Source organism: Paramicrobacterium chengjingii (genome assembly GCF_011751765.2).
In the GTDB taxonomy this organism is placed as follows: Bacteria; Actinomycetota; Actinomycetes; order Actinomycetales; family Microbacteriaceae; genus Paramicrobacterium; species Paramicrobacterium chengjingii.
On the sequence record NZ_CP061169.1, the window covers coordinates 2,991,584 to 3,010,424 of the forward strand.

14 protein-coding genes are annotated in these 18,841 nt (G+C 62.1%); 7 read left to right on the forward strand and 7 right to left on the reverse strand.

Annotated features, from left to right (window positions below; genetic code table 11):
* Positions 1-86: 86 nt before the first annotated feature.
* From HCR76_RS14505 to HCR76_RS14520, 4 genes are all read left to right on the forward strand, one after another.
* Entirely contained in the window at positions 87-1,421 is a 1,335-nt protein-coding gene (locus tag HCR76_RS14505) for an MFS transporter (RefSeq protein WP_166987751.1), read from the forward strand.
* Positions 1,418-3,640, forward strand: a complete 2,223-nt coding sequence (locus tag HCR76_RS14510; protein WP_166987748.1) for an arylsulfatase — start codon at positions 1,418-1,420, stop codon at positions 3,638-3,640. The genes HCR76_RS14505 and HCR76_RS14510 overlap by 4 nt, the downstream gene beginning before the upstream one ends.
* Positions 3,641-3,744: 104 nt before the next feature.
* On the forward strand, positions 3,745-4,710 hold the full coding sequence (locus HCR76_RS14515; protein WP_166987745.1) for a LacI family DNA-binding transcriptional regulator: 966 nt from the start codon (positions 3,745-3,747) through the stop codon (positions 4,708-4,710).
* 96 nt (positions 4,711-4,806) lie between these two features.
* Positions 4,807-5,784, forward strand: coding sequence for a zinc-binding dehydrogenase (locus tag HCR76_RS14520; RefSeq protein ID WP_166987742.1), 978 nt, complete (start codon positions 4,807-4,809; stop codon positions 5,782-5,784).
* Between the two features lie 7 nt (positions 5,785-5,791).
* On the opposite strand, the gene HCR76_RS14525 is transcribed toward HCR76_RS14520, so the two are convergent.
* From HCR76_RS14525 to HCR76_RS14555, 7 genes are all read right to left on the reverse strand, one after another.
* Positions 5,792-7,234: a sulfatase family protein gene (locus tag HCR76_RS14525; RefSeq protein ID WP_166988190.1), complete on the reverse strand. Its 1,443-nt coding sequence runs from the start codon at positions 7,232-7,234 to the stop codon at positions 5,792-5,794.
* Positions 7,235-7,283: 49 nt separating this feature from the next.
* A complete protein-coding gene (locus HCR76_RS14530) occupies positions 7,284-8,780 on the reverse strand; it encodes a sulfatase family protein (RefSeq protein ID WP_280529486.1) in 1,497 nt (498 codons plus the stop codon).
* A gap of 1 nt (position 8,781) precedes the next feature.
* Entirely contained in the window at positions 8,782-9,789 is a 1,008-nt protein-coding gene (locus HCR76_RS14535; protein ID WP_166987736.1) for an aliphatic sulfonate ABC transporter substrate-binding protein, read from the reverse strand.
* A gap of 80 nt (positions 9,790-9,869) precedes the next feature.
* Entirely contained in the window at positions 9,870-10,643 is a 774-nt protein-coding gene (locus tag HCR76_RS14540; RefSeq protein ID WP_166987733.1) for an ABC transporter ATP-binding protein, read from the reverse strand.
* 2 nt (positions 10,644-10,645) lie between these two features.
* Positions 10,646-11,530 (reverse strand): ABC transporter permease, encoded by an 885-nt coding sequence (locus tag HCR76_RS14545; protein WP_244971409.1) that lies wholly within the window; start codon positions 11,528-11,530, stop codon positions 10,646-10,648.
* Positions 11,531-11,564: 34 nt separating this feature from the next.
* Positions 11,565-12,800 carry an ROK family transcriptional regulator gene (locus HCR76_RS14550; protein WP_244971410.1) on the reverse strand — a complete coding sequence of 412 codons (1,236 nt, stop codon included), beginning with the start codon at positions 12,798-12,800 and terminating at the stop codon, positions 11,565-11,567.
* Between the two features lie 155 nt (positions 12,801-12,955).
* Entirely contained in the window at positions 12,956-16,519 is a 3,564-nt protein-coding gene (locus HCR76_RS14555) for a family 43 glycosylhydrolase (protein WP_198248070.1), read from the reverse strand.
* A 346-nt stretch (positions 16,520-16,865) separates the two neighbouring features.
* Here HCR76_RS14555 and HCR76_RS14560 point away from each other — a divergent pair, with 346 nt between their 5' ends.
* The 3 genes from HCR76_RS14560 to HCR76_RS14570 all read left to right on the forward strand — a co-directional run bounded on the left by HCR76_RS14560 (position 16,866) and on the right by HCR76_RS14570 (position 18,814).
* Positions 16,866-17,285: an OsmC family protein gene (locus tag HCR76_RS14560; protein WP_244971411.1), complete on the forward strand. Its 420-nt coding sequence runs from the start codon at positions 16,866-16,868 to the stop codon at positions 17,283-17,285.
* A 114-nt stretch (positions 17,286-17,399) separates the two neighbouring features.
* Entirely contained in the window at positions 17,400-17,990 is a 591-nt protein-coding gene (gene sigK, locus HCR76_RS14565) for an ECF RNA polymerase sigma factor SigK (RefSeq protein WP_166987730.1), read from the forward strand.
* The gene (locus HCR76_RS14570; RefSeq protein WP_166987727.1) at positions 17,987-18,814 is read left to right on the forward strand and encodes an anti-sigma factor; all 828 of its coding nucleotides are present in this window, start codon (positions 17,987-17,989) and stop codon (positions 18,812-18,814) included. Before sigK ends, HCR76_RS14570 begins: the two co-directional genes overlap by 4 nt.
* Positions 18,815-18,841: the final 27 nt, after the last annotated feature.

The window sequence follows — 18,841 nt, forward strand, 5'->3', positions numbered from 1 at the left end:
CCAGGTTCGTGTTCTATAGTCAATGGGATCGATTCCGGAATCGATCCCATTTCGCATTTGCTGCTTCACTTTCGATGAGGAGAATCATGAACAGCACCGCAACCACGACAACGAACACCGAGGCGGCGCGCACGGCCCGCACGGCCGTCGCAGCCAGTACCATCGGCTCAATTCTCGAGTACTACGACTTTTTCGTATACGGCGCTCTCTCGGCACTCGTTCTTGGCCAGCTCTTCTTTCCGGCACACGACGCAGGCGTATCGGCACTGCTCTCACTCGCGAGTTTCGCCGTTGGGTTTATCGCACGCCCGCTTGGGGGCATCCTCCTCGGGCACTTCGGTGATCGCATTGGACGCAAGCCCCTCTTGCTCTTCACCTTCTTGCTCACGGGAACCGTCACCGTTGTCATCGGACTGCTGCCCACGTATGCACAGATCGGCATCGCAGCGCCGTTGCTTCTCGTTGCACTCCGCATTCTTCAGGGCATTGGAATCGGCGGAGAATGGGGCGGCGCCGCTCTTCTCGCTGTCGAACACGCACCGGCCCACAAGAAGGGCCTCTATGGCAGTCTCGTTCAGGCCGGCGCTCCGATCGGCGTCATTCTGTCGTCAGGCAGCGTGGCCATTCTCACTGCCGTGCTGAGCAATGAGGAGCTGCTTGCCTGGGGGTGGCGTGTCCCGTTCCTCGCAAGCGCCCTCTTGCTGCTCGTCGGGCTCTTCCTGCGATTCAAAGTGGCGGAATCCCCAGAATTCGATCAAGTCAAGCACGAACGCACGGAATCAAAGCTCCCCGTCTGGCAGGCGATCCGCCGGTACCCCAAGCAGATTCTCACAGCGATCCTCATTCACACCAGCGACACCACGCTCGGTCTCATTCAGGGAGTCTTCATTCTCGGGTACGCTTCGGGCGCCCTCGGCATGGACCCGACCATCGTCCTCGTCGCAAACATTTTCTCGTCGATCACCAATCTCATCACGACACCGCTCGCCGGCGCCCTCGGCGACAGGATCGGCCAGAAGCGCGTGGTCTCGATGGGGCTGATCGGTCTCGCCCTCTGGGCGTTCCCGATGTTCCTCCTGATCGGGACAGAGTCTGTGCTCGGCTTGTTCATCGCGATGGGCATCGGCGGGGTGCTGGTCGGCTGGCTTTTCGCCGGGCAGGCTACCCTGTTTGCCGCGTTCTTCCCCGCCGAAGTTCGATATTCCGGCATGTCACTTGGTTTTCAGATCGGCACCGTCATCGGTGGAGGGTTCGGCCCGGTCATCGCCCAAGCACTCACCGGCGCGGCGGGCGGCGACACCTGGATGGTCTCCCTGTACGTCCTCATCGTGGCCAGCGCTGCCTTCATCGCCACACAAACGGTGAAGACGCGTCTCGAGCCTCACAGCCAAACAACCGTGCAACGTCAGGAGCACTCATGAGCATTCAGCCTGCTGATTTTGAAGGCACAGTTCGTACGACATTCGCCGACTCGACACCCTGGTGGCCGACACGCGAGAACTCCCGTTCGACACAACCGAATGTCATCATGGTGGTGCTCGATGACACAGGCTGGAGCGATCTTGGCTGCTTCGGCTCAGAGATCTCGACGCCCGCGTTTGATTCGCTCGCATCGTGCGGCATTCGCTACAACAGCTTCCATGTGACGCCCTTGTGTTCTCCGACGCGCGCGGCGCTGCTGAGCGGTCGCAATCACCACTCGATCGGCATGCGTTTCCTTGCCGACACAGACACGGGTTTCCCCAACTCTCGCGGCAGCATCCGCCCCGATGTCAGGCTCCTGCCTCAGATTCTGCGAGAGAACGGATATGCATCGTATCTTGTCGGAAAATGGCATCTCGCGCCGCTGCACGAGATCACACCGGCGGGTCCATACCAAAACTGGCCGCTTTCACGAGGATTCGACCGATACTACGGGTTTCTTGACGGCTGCACCGACCAATACGAGCCCGAGCTCTATGAAGACAACCACCCCGTGCCGGCGCCGAACCGAGAGGGCTATCACCTCAGCGAAGATCTCGCCGACCACGCGATCGCATTCATTGAGGACCACGAAACGTTCCGCCGGAACAGCCCGTTCTTCTTGCAATTTGCACTCGGTGCGACGCATGCACCGTTCCAGGCTCCTCGCGACTACATCGACCGATACGTCGACGTCTTCTCAAAGGGGTGGGATCAAACGCGCATCGACCGCCTCAATCGGCAGATCGATATGGGCCTTGTTCCCGACGGTACGCAACTGGCCGAGCGAAATGAAGGAGTGCTGCCATGGGATGACCTCGACGCCGAGCAGAAGGATGTCTACACACACCTTCAGGCTGCCTTCGCTGGGTTTCTCGAGCATGCGGATGCCCAGGTTGGTCGCATCCTCTCGACGCTCGACGAGCTGGGCATCGCCGACGACACGATCGTACTCGTGCTCTCAGACAACGGGGCAAGTCGCGAAGGAGGGCCATCGGGAGACGTCGACACGAATGCGCCGTACAGCGGGGTACGTCGAAGTGCAGCTGAGCAGATGCCTCTCCTCGACAACCTCGGCACGCTCACCGGCGGTGCGCATTACCCCGAAGGCTGGGCAATGGCGAGCAACACTCCGTTTCGTCAGTACAAGCAGTTCGTCGATCTCGGTGGAGTGCGTTCCCCCCTCATCGTGTCCTGGCCCGGAGCACCTCAGACGGCGCGCGGAATCAGGGATCAGTTCGTACACGCCATCGATATCGCTCCGACCCTCCTCGAACTTCTCGGTATCGATGCTGAAGCCGGCGTTGACGGCGAGAGCGTCGCCTCGAGCTTCGCTGGCGCCGAGGCCGCTGTCGGCAGACATACCCAGTATTGGGAGACCCTTGGTCACCGCGCAGTGTGGAGTGATGGGTGGAAGGCCGTCACTGTGCACAAAACGGGGGAGCCATACGACGATGACGTGTGGCGCCTGTATGACACGAGCACGGACTTCTCGGAATCGCGCGACCTCGCGCAGCTTCACCCCGACAAACTGCGTCACCTACAGCAGCTGTGGTGGAGCGAGGCCGAGAGAAACGACGTGTTCCCGCTCGATGACCGTCCGCTGCGCGAACTCATCGAGGCGCGGGGTCCGATCGGGCTCTTTGCCGAGACGAACATTACACTTCGTCCGGGACAGTCGCACATCCCCTACCCGAGCGCAGTGACGGGTTCCAACCGCGATATCGACGTGACGGCCCACGTCTCGCCGCTTTGCGCGAACGTCGACGGAGCTCTCCTCTCGAGCGGCAATGCACAGGGCGGTTACGTGCTCTACACGCTGGGAGGACAGCTTGTCTTCGAGCACAGCCACCTTGGCGACAGTGTGGAGGTCTCAACCGCCCTGCCCGCGGACGCCTCCACCGTGGGGTTCCGGCTACGCACACGGGACGATGGTTCAGCATCCATCGTGCTCACAATCGGAGGGGAAGACGTCGGTTCTGGCACCATTCCGCGTTTCTCGAGCCACCTTTCGTTCTGGGGACTTGACGTGGCGCAGATCGCGAACTCGACGTTCAGCGACCGTGTCGTTCCTCCATTCGCGCTTCCGCGGAACGTGCTCGATCGCATCGATCTCACCGTGCACCATGCTGCCGATGACGCGGCGGAGTATGCCGAAACGTTGCTCTCCCGTGAATAAAGCGTCTGAGGCTCTCGATTCGGCACCCGCGTTCCACGACGCTGCAGCACGCAGGGAGCGCCTTCGCCCAGGTACACGGCGCCGACGTTCAGTATGATCGCAGCGTGAGCAAGCCAGCGGAGTCGAATGCGACGATCCTCGATGTCGCTCGGCGTGCAGGGGTCTCTCGCACAACGGTATCTCGGGTCCTCAACGAACCAGATCGCGTGTCGAAAGACACTCTCCAACGTGTTCAGGATGCCGCAACAGCCCTGAACTACTCGCCGAACAGCTTCGCGCGCAGCCTTCGCAGCGGGCGTACAGGCGTCATAGCCCTTCTTGTCGGCGACATCTCACAGCCTTTCCACGGGAGCCTCGCCCAAGCTGTCGTCGAGGCTGCCGAGGAACGCGGATTCGGCGTTATGCTCTACGATCTCGGCCACAGCACTGCCCGTCTCGAGGACGTTCTGCGCAAGCTGCCACGTCAGGGCGTCGACGGCATGATCATCGCCACAGCCGACGATGTCTCGACGTCGTCGATCTCGGATGCCGTCCGCGAGTGCATTGCTCAGGGAATCGCGATCGTCACGGGCGTCGAGCAATTCGAGGTCGACGGCATCACCTCGGTGCGCACCGATCACCGAGAGGGCGCCCGACTTGCCATGGAGGCACTGGCATCTGAGGGCCTGACTCGCCCCGCGATTCTTCTCGGAGACCGCAACGGCCCCATCGGAAAGCAGCTTGTCGCGGGCGCGCAGGGCGCCACGGTGCATGAGGTGGGGTATACATTCGACGACGCGGCTGCCGCGGTGAAAATCCTCGCGAACGACCACGATTCGCTCATCGTCGCAACATTGCCGATGGCGCTGGGAGCCATGTCTGCGCTGACGCGTGCAGGTCGCTCGCTTCCGGTCGTGGTCTGTGAAGAGGTTCCCTTCGCCGCGCAGGTTACGCCGGCGTTCTCGACCTCGGCCGTACCGCCCGATGAGACGGGTCGCGAGATGGTCAGGCTGGTGGACGCCGTCATCAACAGCATCCCGCTCGAGCCACGAGCGCTTCACGCGTCTCTCACTCGTCGCGAATCCTTCTGACCACGCAAGCAATTCGCCGCTTCTGAGCGATCACGTCGAGAGAGCCTGCTCAAACGCGGTCAGGCTGTCGAAAGATGGATGGGAGAAGATGGGCACATGCGCGCTATCATTCACCACACATTCGCCGAGCCCGAGACGGTTCTGAACGTCGAAGATCGGCCCCTGCCCAAACCGAGCGCCGGCGAGGTGCGAGTGAAGACGATCCTCTCCCCGATTCACAATCACGACCTGTGGACCGTTCGCGGAACCTATGGCTTCGTGCCGGAACTTCCGGCGCGTGCCGGCACCGAGGCCGTCGGCACCGTCGACGCTCTCGGCGACGGCGTCGAAGGGCTCAGAATCGGGCAGCGCGTCGTCACCGGCGGAACGTTCGGCGTTTGGGCCGAGTATTTCACGGCGAAGGCTGCTGGCCTCATCCCCGTTCCCGATGCGCTTTCCAACGAGGCGGCCGCACAGTTCGTCTCGATGCCGTTCAGCGCCATCAGCCTGCTGCACACGCTCAGCCTCGAAAAAGACCAATGGATGCTGCAGAACGCGGCAAATGGTGCGGTGGGGCGCATGGTCGCTCAGCTCGCCACCGCTCGCGGCATCCATGTCGTCGGTCTTGTTCGTCGCCAGGAGGCTGTTGACCAGCTTCGCGACCAGGGAATCATGAACGTCGTGTCCACGAGTGACGTTGCCTGGCGTGACAACGTCGCAGCGATCACAAACTGCGCCCCGATTGTCGCTGGGGTGGATTCAGTGGGCGGATCCTCAGCTGGCGATGTGCTGTCGCTGCTGGCCACAAACGGAACTCTCGTCGTCTTTGGCGCCATGGATGGCTCGATACTCGAGCTCTCGTCTGGCGACCTCATTTTCAAACAGGCAACGGTGAAGGGATTCTGGGGAAGCACGGTCAGCAGAGAGATGGATGCTGCAACAAAAGGCGAGCTCTTCTCGGAGCTTACGGCGCGCGTGTCGTCCGGAGCGGTGACACTCCCCGTTTCTGCGACCTATGGCTTCGACGACGTGTGCGATGCCGTTCAGGCGAGCCTGACCCCCGGTCGCATCGGCAAGGTGCTGCTAAAACCGTGATCGGTCTTCAGTCGCGATTGCGCAGCAACGTCGGGACCGGCTGCGACGGGTGCGGCTCGTCCTGCAGTTCGGCTTGCAGCATCCAGAGTCGCACCGTGAGGTCTTCACGCAGGTCAGCGTACGCGGCGTCGCCGTACACATTGCGAAGTTCTTCTGGATCATTCTGAAGATCGTAGAGCTCCCACTCGGGAGGATACGTGCGGTCAGATGACCCGGGCAGCCCGAGCCCATCGTTGTAGAAGTAGATGAGTTTGTGCCGTTCGGTGCGAATGCCGTAATGCGCAAACGCATGGTGATTGATGTCGTCGTTCTCGAAGTAGCGGTAATACATGGCGTCGCGCGTTGGTCGTTGGGGATCAGTCGTGAGCTGCGGCCAGATGCTCGTGCCCTGCATGCGCTCAAGCACAGCAGTACCCGTCGCCTCGAGAATCGTCTGCGCAAAGTCAACATTCGTGACGATCTGCTCAAGCGGCTCGTCGCGGTGCGGAATGCGCGACGGGCAGCTGATCAGCATCGGCATGCGCAGCGACTCGTCGTACATGAAGCGCTTATCGAACCAGCCGTGGTCACCGAGAAAGAATCCCTGGTCTGAGCTGTACATCACGAGAGTGTCGTCGAACTCTCCGCCGGCGCGCAGCCAGTCGGTGACGCGACCGACGTTGTCGTCGACGGATGCGACGCACGCGAGGTAGTCCTCCATGTATCGCTGGTACTTCCACAGTGCCGCCTGCTCGTACGTGAGATCGGCGGGCAGCGACTCTTTGAGATCCGTCAGCGTCAGATGATCGGCGATGCGCATTGCTGCACGGTGCGCCGCCGACGTGCGCGTTGAGTAGTCGTCGTCGAAGGTGTCGGGCACCCGAATCGGCTCGGAGTACATGCCCTTGTGCTTCTCATCTGGCTCCCATGGGCGATGCGGTGCCTTGTGGTGAATGAGCACGCACCACGGCTCGTCACCATCGAGCGATTCAAGCCAGTCAAGAGCGAGATCGGTGATGACGTCTGTCGCATAGCCCTCCACAATGGCGGTGCCGTCTTTCGTGAGAATCTGCGGATCGAAGTACTCACCCTGATCGCGCAAAACGGCCCAATAGTCGAAGCCCTGAGGGTCGTGCCCCGCTCCCTCCCCCATGTGCCATTTGCCGACGACCGCTGTGCGATACCCCGCCGCCTGCAGCTGCGAGATGAACGTGGGCTGGCTCGCGTCGATCGGCGTCTCGAGCGTCTTCACGCCATTGATGTGACTGTACGTTCCGGTGAGAATGGACGCGCGGCTCGGTGTGCATAGCGAATTCGTGCAGAAGCAGTTGTCGAGGCGCACACCGGCATCGGCGATCTCGTCGATGCGCGGCGTGCGGTTGACGACGGAGCCGTATGCGCTGATCGCGTGAGCCGCGTGGTCGTCGGTGAGAATGAAGACGACGTTCGGACGCCCGCTCGGCTCGGTCATTGCTCTCTCTCGATAGTCGCTGGATGCTGTCACTGACCGTACCGGAAAGCTACTTCTGGTATGCCTCGTCGTCGAATCCGCTCAATGACGGGTCATAGGCGACGCCCCCAACCGGGTACATGGACGTCATCCAGTGGTAGAACTTGTCGCCGCGCTCCACCAGCAGCGCATACAGTCGCTCCATCATCTCGTTTCGCGTCTGCGCCATATCCGGAAGCGCGTAGACGTTAAGAAGCTCGTCCGGGTCGCGCTCGAGATCGTAGAGTTCGTTCACCGAGTCCGGGTTCACGATGAGCTTGTAGCGGTCGTTGCGCAGCATCCTCTGCGGGTAGGGGAAGTGATGACCGTGAAACTCGCACACGATGTCTTCTTGCCACTCGGGCGTTTCGCCCTCGATCAACGGAACGAGACTGCGCGAATCGACGGCGGGAGACGTGTCCAGCCCGGCGAGCTCGAGAAATGTCGCGGTGCAGTCAAGGAGGCTGACGAACTCACGTCGCACTTGCCCCTCGGGGGCGCCGGGAATGCGCACGATGCCCGGGGTCCGGTAGATGTCTTCATACATCGCTGGCCCTTTGTCGTGCAGGCGGTGCGAGCCCGTGAACTCGCCATGATCACAACTGAAGAACACGGCAGTGTCGTCGACGAGCCCGAGGCGCGTCATGGCCTCCATGACCCGGGCGATCTGACTGTCGATCAGGGCGACGTAACCCCAATAGATCGCGATGAGCTTGCGGCTCGTCTCGAGCGGCATCGTGTCAAATGCCCAGTGGTCACTATAGTTCTGCTGCACCTGCGGCTTGCCCGAGAACGTCTCAGCAACCGACTTCGGCATCTCGATGTCTTCGGGGTCGAACATGTCGAAGTATTCGTTCGGCACGACATACGGCAGGTGCGGGCCGAAGAAGTTGAGCGCAAGGTAAAACGGCTGGCCGTCGTTGCGATAATCGGCGGCGTAGCGCTCGAGCATCTCGATCGTGCGAGTCGCGAGGTAGTACTCGAACGTCGCCTCAACCGGCTGGTGCAGCCGAGCGGCGAGCAGGTTGCCCGGCCCGCCGTTCGGCAGCGTTCCACGAATCTGATCGCTGATCTCGTATGCGGGCAGATCGTTGTCGGTCAGATATGCCAGGTAATCCTCGTGCTCGACCGGGTTGTGCCAGCCGGCGAGATCGGGGCCATCGAACTCGAAGTCGGCGGCCGAGCGCTTCGTTCCCGCGTGCCACTTGCCGATCAAACCGCAGTTGTATCCCGCGGCACGAAGATCGGCAGAGAACGCGTATTGGTCCTCGGGCAGATCCTCGATGTAACCGACATTGCGCTCGTGGTTGGCGAGCAGCTTATGCCGGAACGGCGCTTGGCCCGTGAGTAAGCTCGCCCTCGCGGGGGTGCAGATCGCGCTCGGTGTGTACCACCTGTCGAATCTCGTTCCCGTTCGCGCGAGTTCATCGAGAGCTGGGGTCTCCGCGAGCTGGTTCCCGTAGGCACCGAGCGTATCCGCTCGATGCTGATCGGTCATCAGAAAGAGGATGTTCCTGGCTTGTGACAACTTATTTGCCTGCTTTCAGGAAGAGATCACCGGTGTAGTAATCGGCAGGGTCAACCGGTTCGGGCAGCTTTCCGGCATCCACAAAGTAATCGTTCATGCCTTCGAGCCAGTCGTTCACCGTGCCGTCTTCAGTGAGCTTGTCGATCTCGTCCAGGCCCAGAATCTGCACGTTGCCCGCGTCTGCCTTCACCTGTTCCGGGTCAAGCGCTGAGAAATCGGCGGTGAGTTGAATGGACTCGTCGACGTTGTTCGCTCGGTAGTCGATGGCCTCACGAAGCACCTTCAGCACGCGGTCGAGCTTCTCTTTTTCTTTCTCGACGACGTCATTGCCCGCAACGAAGGCCGTCGGGAACGCGATGGTGTCTTCGAAGTCCTTGTTCTCGGCGAGCTCGACGAGGCCAGGCACCTGCTCCTTGACGGTCGCGAGCGCCGGATACCAGAAGCCGGCTCCGTCGACCTTCTTCGACGCGAGTGCAGAGACGATTGCCGACGGCTCCATGTTGACGACTTTGATGTCGTCTTTCGTCATGCCAGCCTTCTCGAGCGCAAGCGTGAGAATCATGTCACCCGACGTTCCCTCGGGCACGGCGACGGTCTTGCCCCGAAGGTCTTCCATCGATTCGATGCCCTCTTGGGCGACGACGCGGTCGGCCTGGCCGAGCGTGTTCATCGAGACGAGCTTTGCCTGTCCCGACGCGGGGAGCCAGAAGGCACCCGGTCCGATGTATCCGAAGTCAAGATCGCCTGTTCCCAATGCTTGAATCTGGAGCGGCCCGTTCGTGAACGGAGTCGTGGTGATGTTCACCCCGTTCTTCTCCCAGAGCCCCTGGTCCTTGGCAATTGCGAGCAGACTCGTGCCGTTGTAGTCGGCGATGTAGCCGAAGTTGACGTCGATGGCTTCGACCTCGTTGCCGGCCTCATCGGTTGCTCCGCTTGAGCAGCCTGCCAGCGCGAGCGCCACCGTGACGCTGGCGGCGACGGTGCCGAGCAGCTTTGTGGTGAATGACATGATGTGCAGTCCCTTTCATGGGGGTTGAGGCCGTCGGAGGGGGCTCCGACGGCGGGGGGGGTCCGGTGCTGTTACCGGGGTTACTGGTGATACACCGCGTGCCACACGCGATTGCGCAGCTCGGCAAACTCCGGGCTCAGCCGGACTTCTTCGGTGCGGGGGTACGGCAAATCCACATCGATGACCTCGTGGATGCGGCCTGGGCGCGCAGCCATCACGACGACGCGATTGGCGAGAAACACGGCCTCGTCGACGTCGTGCGTGATGAACATGACCGTGCGCTTCTCGCGGTTCCAGGTGTCGAGCAGCTGTTCCTGCAGCTTCACCCTCGTGAGCGCGTCGAGTGCGCCGAACGGCTCGTCCATCAACAGGATGCTGGGGTTGACGGCGTAGGCACGGGCGATGGCGCAGCGCTGCTTCATTCCGCCAGAAAGCATTTTGGGGAGGGCATCGGCGAACTGGCCGAGCCCCACCATGTCGATGAAGTGCTCGGCACGTTCGCGACGGTCCTTTGCATTCACGCCCGCGACTTTGAGACCGAACTCCACGTTCTTGCGCACCGTGAGCCAGGGGAAGAGCGCGTACTGCTGAAAGATCACGCCGCGTTCTGGCCCGGGACCGGACACGTTGCGGCCGTCGACGAGTGCCTGGCCAGCCGTCGCTTCCTCGAGACCGCCGAGAATGTTCATCAGCGTTGACTTGCCGCATCCCGACGGGCCCACGACAGTGACGAACTCGTTGTCGGCAATGTCGAGATTAACCCTTTCGAGAGCGACAAACTCTTTGTTCTTCAGTTGGAACGTCTTGCGAACGTCTTGCACTGAGATCTTTGCTGTTGTTGTTGCGTTTGCCATGATCAGATCCGTTCCTGCCAGCCAGTGAGCTTGCTCTCGGCGAGAAGCAGAAGCCTGTCCATGACGAGGCCCAGAATGCCGATGCAGACGATGCCGACGAAGATCGTCGCGAGGTCGTAGTACAGCTGCGCTTGCTGCATCCGGTAACCGAGTCCGGCCGGAGCTGCGAGCAGCTCAGCGGCGACGAGTGTCGCCCATGACGATCCGAGGCCCGTGCGCATGCCGACGAGAATGAAGGGAGTGGATGCCGGTACCACGACGCGAGCGAAGATGGTTCCGTCTTTCGCACCGAGTACGCGTGCTGCGTTGATGAGTGTGCGATCGACGCTCACGACTCCCTGGTACGTGGAGATCACGCACACGAGGAATGCGGCGAGGAAGATCACGAAGATTTTGGGAACTTCGCCGATGCCGAGAAGCACGAGAACGAGGGGCAGAAGCGCCAGTGGCGGAATCGTTCGGAAGAACTGAATCCACGGCTCGAAGAGCCCGCGCCCGATTGTGTACCAGCCCATGAGGAACCCCACGGGAATCGCGAGCGCCGACCCGAGAATGAAACCAGTGAGCACGCGGCCGAGGCTGGCCGTCAGGTCTTTCTGAAGTAGGCCGGAGGTCCACAGCTGCACGCCCTTTTCGATGACCTCGGGAGGGGTCGGAAACTGAAATCCGGTGAGAGCCAAAGTCCACCAGATCGCGATGCCACCGACAACAGAGATCACGTTGAGGGTCAGCAGCTTCGATCGCTTGGTCATCTTCTTCTTCGTGCGCGACGACGGCTTCGGCGAGTCGTCGGGAACTGCCATCGTCACGGTGGCTGATCCGCCGGAATTGACCGGAGACTGCTGTTCTCTTTCTGCGGGATTCGTCATCTCTGCTACTCGTTCCATGGCAGAACTCGTTCGTTACGGGCGGTGATAAGCGTCATGAGTGCGCGCTCCTTTGCGACTGCTGCTGCTCGACGGGCGCTGAAGGCTCGGGGTATCCGGCGAGAAGCGGTGACTGGTGAAAAATGGCGGCGATGGCACCGAGAGCGCCATCGTTGTCGTAGAGCTGGGCGGGGCGCACAACAAGCGGCTGCTCAGCGGGAATCGGGTAGAGCTCGTAGCGGATGGTCGCAGCGGCCTGCTCCACAATCATGGGGGCGATACGAATTACTTCGCCTCCGATGACGACCTCTCGAGGGTTGAGAGTCATGGCCGCGGCGCCGAGCACGCGCCCGATCGCCGTCCCGGCCTCACGAAGCACCACATCCACGACGGGGTCGCCCTTCTCAACGGCTGCGGCGAGATCGTCGAGCGTCTCGAGAAGAACTCCCCGTTCACGGCACGCGGCGAGAAGAGCGGGAACGGAGGCGACAGTCTCAAGGCATCCCCGCTTGCCGCAACGGCAGGTGACGCCCGAGGGGTCGGCTGTGACGTGGCCGAGTTCACCCGCGAAACCTCTCGTACCTGAAACGAGGCGCCCACTCACGACGAGTCCTCCGCCGACACCGTCAGACAGCCGGAGGTAGATGAGGTTGTCGACAACATCCGATCGCGTGCTAGCCTCGGCGAGCGCCGCGAGTCGTGTGTTGTTGTCGACAAAGACAGGAGTGTCGAAACGTTCTGCGAATGCAGCATCGACACCGTCGGGCATGAGCTGGTTCTTCCACCTCACCGATCCGGAATCGCTAGTCTTCCCTGTGTATGGTCCGGGAACCCCGATGCCGATGGCCTGAAGCGCTCCATAGTGCACGCCGGTCTCTCGGCTCAGGCGCTCGATCAGTTCGAATGCCGTTGACAGACGTGTCTCCCACGGGGTGCCGTTCTCGTATTCGTCACGCCCAGACGCGATGACGTTGTGCGAAGCGTCGGCCACGGCAACGTGCACACGCCGGTGCCCGAAGTCGACGCCGATCACTTGGCCGGCCCCCGGGTCGAGGGCAAGTCGCTCGGCGGGACGGCCGCTGCCTGCCCGCACAGCCGCGTCGGTATCGGCGACAACGATGGCGCCGCGCTGCAGCAGGCTCGCTGTGATCTCTGAGAGAGTCGTGCGCGAGAGTCCGACTCGCGTCGCGAGGTCGCTGCGACTGAGGGCCCCGTGTGCACGAAGTGCCGCGAGAACGCGCTCCTCGTGTGTGCGTCTCACCAGGGCGCGCACGCCATTCGTCATTGACATACCAGCCACAATCTCAGTGTTGAATTTTTCCGTCAACCATCCGACAAAAAACTTTCTGAATTAATTCTGACGGCGTCAGAACTATTCAACGCGCACCCGGCCAGACAAAGAAGGAGCGCCCGTACGCGACGGAGGCCCCTTCTCGTATCAGGTGGTCAGTCCTTCGGACGTTCCACGTAGAGCAGGTCGCCAAACGGCCCGGCCTGCTCCATGCGAACGACACCAGCGACTGCGGCGTCATCGATGTGGTCGGGTTCAGCCCAGTAACCGTGCGCTGGGTTACGGAAGAACGTCATCCACACGGTCCCTTCCTCATCGACGAACATATTGTTGTGCCCGGCCCCGACGCCCGCCGTATAGCGCTTCGAGTACGGGCCTTCAAACGAATCTGCCACGGCGACGATGGCGTCATACTGGGACTTCTTCCCCGTATTCGGAAGATATGAGCAGACAGCATCCTCACCGTCACCGCTCTTGTTCGCCCAGGCCGCGTGCATCAGGTAGTACTTGTCACCCACCTTCGTCACTGTTGCGCCCTCCAAGTACGGCTCGGGCGAGAACGGTTGCTGATCGAACGTCGGCAGATCGGTCGGGTGCTCCAGGTTCTCCATGTCTGGCGTCATCTTCGAGTACAGGTCGTTGTGCAGCACGAGGTATGTGTCGTCACCCTCGTGAAACAGCCCGCCATCAATGTGGTAATACTGCGGGTTCGACGCCTTGACGGGCTCGCCAAGGGGATGCTCGATGCTCCCCTCGATGTTTCGATACGGCCCTTCGATGCCGCCCTCGCTGGCCAGCATGAACGTTCCCGTCAGCGTGGACGGATCGCCCATCGTGGCGACGATGTACCACGTGCCGTCGATGTACTGCACCTCGGGAGCCCACGTGTTGCCTGCTCGCTTCGCGGGATCGTCAGGATGCTTGTACGCCTGCCAATCCGCGACAACCACGCGGTCGTCGGTGTTCTCATCGACGAATTCGGGAGACCACACCTTGCCCTTCGTCTGGTCTGGGCGCAGCGACGTCGTGTCGACGAGCGTCCATGGCCCGTCCATCGACGGGGCAGTCCACATGTAGATGCCGTCATTCCACGGCCCGGCTTTGTCGAGCTCCGCCACTTTTGTCGTGCCCGTTGCAACGTACAGCGTCTCGCCGTCTACCTCGAAGTGATTGACGTAAGTGTCGCGCATCCAGACTCGGCCCTGCTCTGCATCCTGCGGCCGTGTCTCAAGATCGAGCACCGTCGAGTTGTCCGGGCCGGGGGTGATCTCGGCCCGATCGTCGGCTGTTCCATACGGCATGGGCAGCGGCCAGCTTGCTGGATACTGCGACTGCTCGCCTCCCATGTCGTAGGTTCGCAGGTAATCGAAGTCGGCGGTTGCGCCCTCCGCATTCATCGCGAGCAGTCCGATCCGCAGATTTCCGAGCGTTGCCAGCGACCACACACCACCCCACTGCCAGTTCTCGCCATCTGTGCTCGACGCCATGCGAATGTCATATTCTTCCCCCTCGTCGTCCCGCTGAACATACAGTCTCAGCCACGTCGTCTCGGCCGGCGCCGCCCCGAACATCGGGCCGTTTGCGACGTCCGTCGGAGGTGTTGTGGTCGGGCGTGATCCTTCTTTGCCAAACTCCGTGACGTGCTCGACGTCACCCGTGCGATTGATCGGAAGAACCGTGTGCGTCAACTTGACGTAGCTGTCGTCGTGTTCGTAGAGCACCAATCCCGCTTGCTGTGCCGCACGCGTGCTGTCGAATGTCAGTTTGGTCTCGACCATGTAGTCGTTCTGAGGCGCATCACGCAGCAGAACGGATGCTGTATTCGTTGTTTTGAACAGCTCGTCGCCGTTCGTCGGCCACACAAGCGAGCCGTCGCTGGCACCCGAACCCTTCGCCTGGCCGCGCACCCAGCTCCATGCGTCGTCGTTGTCTGCGGGGTTTCCGTCGGCGTCGAACTCGTCAGAGTATTCGCTCAGCAGGTCCCCCGCCTGCGGGTCGGCAACGCGCTCGGTCACGGGTGTGAAGAGTTGCGCGGCGCTGATGTTGTCGCCGTCGACGACAGCTCCGGATGCCGCAAAGCCGACGGAGCCGTGCGATGTCGCCTGCGTGGGCGCGGTCGCCGTGACGACGCCAAGCGGCTCCCCCAATCCATCGTTTGCAACCTCGGCCGTCACGGTGTCTCCGCGCCATTCGACGGAGATGACGTGCCAGATGCTGGCGTCAAACGAGGCGGGAAGCGACGCCGATTCCGTGACGACGGTGCTGCCGTGCACGATCTCGATGCGCAGCTCGTTCGACTCGGCGTCGATCCAGGCTGTCGTTCCGTTCTGCCCGTTGCTGCCCAACACGAGCCCGGCGGAGCCAGCAGACGTCGCAGCATCCGTCGGTGCAAACCTCACATCGGCCTGCACACGCAGATCACCCGAGGCCTTTTTCTGGCTCGTCACAGTCGCCGAGCCTGTCATTTTGCTCGACCCTTGACCTTCTGCTGTCATTCGAATGTGCTTCCCCGCGTCATCATCCGTGGCTATCTCAGTGCTGCTACGGCCGCGCTTCTTCCACGAGCGCAGCGAGCCCTCGGCGAAGTCCGACCCGACGATGGGTGTTGTCACCGGTGCGGCTTCCTCACCGCTTGAGGGCCCGGCTCCAGCGCGCACTGTAGGCCAGCCATCGATCCAATCCAGCCTGTCGATCATGAGGGGACGTTTGGAGAGCTTCAGGTTGCCGACGGGCGGGAAGTCGGGGTCAGCGGTCTTGATGGCGTGGTAAACGAGCCAGTCCTGCCCCGCGAGGTCCGTCTGAATCGTGTTGTGTCCCAGCCCGGCAAAGCCATTGCCATTCGACGCCAGCACGAACCCGCCGTTGCTGCTCTTCGACATCAGATCGATTCCGTCATCGTCGACAAAGGGTCCGCGCGGATTGTCTGAACGACCGACCTTTACGGTGTAGCCGCTGAACGATCCGTCGCAGCATCCGGCATCCGAATACATCATGTAGTACAGGTCGTCGTGCTTGACGACGATGCCTCCTTCCATGCGACGGCCCTGGGCGATCTGTGTCACCTCGCCGGTCAGCGCTGTGGCATCTTCGTTCATCTGCGAGACGCACAGAACGTCGTAGCTGCCCCAGTAGATGTAGTGGGTTCCGTCGGCGTCGGTGAAGAGCGACTGGTCGATGTTTCCCGTCGGGCAGCCCTTTACGCCGCCAGAGTCAATCAGCAGGCCGTGGTCTGTCCACGGGCCGGTCGGCGTCGGGGCCGTGAGCAGTGCGACTCCGCCGTTCGAGAGTGAATACGTCAGAGAGTACTGACCGTCGATGTATCGGATGTCGGGTGCCCACGGGCGCGTGCCCTGTGCCCAGTAGTCGGGTCGATCGCCATCTTTCGCATAGACGTCTCCGACGTGCTCCCATGTCACCATGTCGGTTGAGCGCATCATCGGAAGAATTCGCTCGCCGGTTTCCCCGTCACTGTTGAAAACGGGATTCGTCGTTCCATATGAGTACCAGGCACCGTCTTTGCCCTGGATCATGGCGGGATCGGGGAACGAGTCGACGACTCCCTCGCTCACCGGATTCGTATATGTCGCACCCCCAGCTTGCGCCCCCGTCGACTGCGGATGCTGGTCGGCCGACGCAGCCACAGGCGGCATCGCACCTCCAATGAACAAGCTCGCGGCCACGATGGCCGCTGCTCGTGCTGTTACCGATCTCCAACGCATGTGATGCGCTCTCCTTCTTCGTTGAAGTTGCCGCGCACGCACGCGCAGCAGCGCCGGCGCGCGTGGATTCGCGGCACGACGATGATGATCGGGGTCGGCGGCGATGGCCTGCATCGACGCGCTGCCTGCACCCCTTAAGTGGTTCGCCACCTATCTAAGGGAGGAGTCATTTTTCCGTCAAGACTCCGGCAGAAAGACCTGGCGTTGAAGATGCTCACGGCAACATCTCCCGGCATCCATCCCCGCCGTCACAGCCGACGAGCGCTCCGAGCGACTCACCTCGGCTGGCACCGCGTGGGGCGAGCGCATTCAGAACGCTCCCTCGAGTGCCAACCTCACCTACACGGTGACAGAAGAAGGGGCGGGCTCGGTCGCCTCAACTATCACAGCGGGAAAGCACACGTTCACGGTGGACGAGCCGGCGGCCCTTGCGCGTGACGATGTGGCAGCGAGCCCCGTCGAGGTGGCACTTGGCGCTCTCATCTCGTGTCAGATCGTCGTCTACCGCCTGTATGCGCAAAACCTCGGAATTCAGGTCGACGACATCACGGCATCCGCCGAGGGCGATCTCAACGTCACCGGGCTGTTCGGCATCGACGAGTCGGTGCGCCCAGGCTTCAGCGACGTGCGCCTGACCACCACCGTGAGCGGACCGGAAACGCAGGAACGCTACGACGAGCTGCGCGCTGCCGTCGACGCGCACTGCCCCGTTCTCGACCTGTTCGCGAATGCGACGCCTGTGAACGTCAACGTCGTCAAGGGCTGAGCCAATCCGCCACGCCCGCGGCAACGAATACCAGGTGTGATCACCCTTGCCGAACCCGTTACCCGACGAGCGCGCGCGGATGCGCTCGTCGGCGCGCGTGCAATACTGGCACCTGTGACGACGGAGACCGGGGCCCCCCTTACTCCGCGAAACGAGCCCTCCCACGATATCGCGGCCCTCCTGTCTGCCGTCGCCTCGGGTGATCAGCGAGCGTTTGGCAGCCTTTACGATGCCGTCGCATCACGTGTGCACGGACTCGTGCGGCGCATACTCATTGACGACGCGCAGTCCGAAGAGGTGACGCAGGAGATTTTTCTCGAGATCTGGCAAGCAGCCCCTCGTTTCGACGCCTCACGCGGAAGCGCCCTCGGCTGGATCTTCACGCTCGCCCATCGCCGCGCGGTTGACCGCGTGCGCTCGGCGCAGTCTTCGCGCGAGCGCGACGAACGCATTGCCAAACGCGACACGGATGCCACCTATGACCCAGTGGCAGAGGAGGGCGACGCCAGAATCGAAGGCCAACGAGTTCATCGTGCCATGCGCGGGCTCTCTGAGGCCCAGCGTGAGGCGATAACGTTGGCCTATTACGGCGGCTTCTCGCAGAGCGAGATCGCCGAGCGCCTCGGCATCCCGATCGGAACAGTGAAGACACGACTTCGAGACGGCATGATCAGGCTTCGATCTCTCCTGGGGGTGACGACATGACTCGCGACAAGGATGCCGAAGCAGCCGCGCACGCCCTCGACGCCGATTCTGCAGAGGAACGCGCCGCATTCGACGACGCGTTGACGAGCGATGCGTCCCTACGCCGGAAGCAGGCTGAGTTCGACGACGTCGCCCGTGAGCTTGCCGACGCGACAGCACCCGTCGCCCCACCCGACGGCATGAAGTCACGGCTGATGTCGGCGATCTCAGACCTCCCGCAGCACACCCCTGAGCCAGCCGCCGATGTTCCTCTCGAGGCAGGTCCGACTGCCGAACCACAGCATGGCGCCCATGGGCACGATTCCTCAAGCGTGGCAACCCCGATGACACCTGCGGAGAAGCGGGCGCAGCGGCGCTGGTACACGAGGCCGGCGACAATCGCAGTGGCAGCTGTCGCGGCATCCGCTCTGATCTTTGCCGGGGGCACGCTGATCGGAACGGTCGTCACCAACGACTCTGTCACCGCGCAGTCCGAAGCCGCCGACAAACTCGCCGCCATCAATGCCGCAGACGATACCCAGAGCACGAGCGTGGAGTCCGGCGGCACGTCGGCAACCGTCGTGTGGTCGGAGTCTCTGGGGCTTTCGGCTGTCGTCATGCAGGGTCTTCCCGACGCGCCAGATGGCAAAGTCTACGAAGCGTGGTACATCGATGACAGCGGAGCAGTCGCTGCGGGAACCTTCGTCGCAAACACGAACGAAACGACGTGGCACGTTCTCGACGGTGCCTTTTCCCCGGGCACCGTGATCGGAATCACTGTCGAGCCGCAAGGCGGATCAGATCAGCCGACGAGCGATCCGATCATGGTGTTCGAGACGGCTTAGGACGACGTGGGGAATGGATGCCGCTAG

Coding starts and splice junctions, on each gene's coding strand:
- HCR76_RS14570 (WP_166987727.1), top strand. CDS start 17,987: ATGACTCGCGACAAGGATGCCGAAGCAGCCGCGCACGCCCTCGACGCC.
- HCR76_RS14510 (WP_166987748.1), top strand. CDS start 1,418: ATGAGCATTCAGCCTGCTGATTTTGAAGGCACAGTTCGTACGACATTC.
- HCR76_RS14535 (WP_166987736.1), bottom strand. CDS start 9,789: ATGTCATTCACCACAAAGCTGCTCGGCACCGTCGCCGCCAGCGTCACG.
- HCR76_RS14505 (WP_166987751.1), top strand. CDS start 87: ATGAACAGCACCGCAACCACGACAACGAACACCGAGGCGGCGCGCACG.
- HCR76_RS14540 (WP_166987733.1), bottom strand. CDS start 10,643: ATGGCAAACGCAACAACAACAGCAAAGATCTCAGTGCAAGACGTTCGC.
- HCR76_RS14555 (WP_198248070.1), bottom strand. CDS start 16,519: ATGCGTTGGAGATCGGTAACAGCACGAGCAGCGGCCATCGTGGCCGCG.
- HCR76_RS14520 (WP_166987742.1), top strand. CDS start 4,807: ATGCGCGCTATCATTCACCACACATTCGCCGAGCCCGAGACGGTTCTG.
- HCR76_RS14525 (WP_166988190.1), bottom strand. CDS start 7,234: ATGACCGAGCCGAGCGGGCGTCCGAACGTCGTCTTCATTCTCACCGAC.
- HCR76_RS14545 (WP_244971409.1), bottom strand. CDS start 11,530: ATGGAACGAGTAGCAGAGATGACGAATCCCGCAGAAAGAGAACAGCAG.
- HCR76_RS14550 (WP_244971410.1), bottom strand. CDS start 12,800: ATGTCAATGACGAATGGCGTGCGCGCCCTGGTGAGACGCACACACGAG.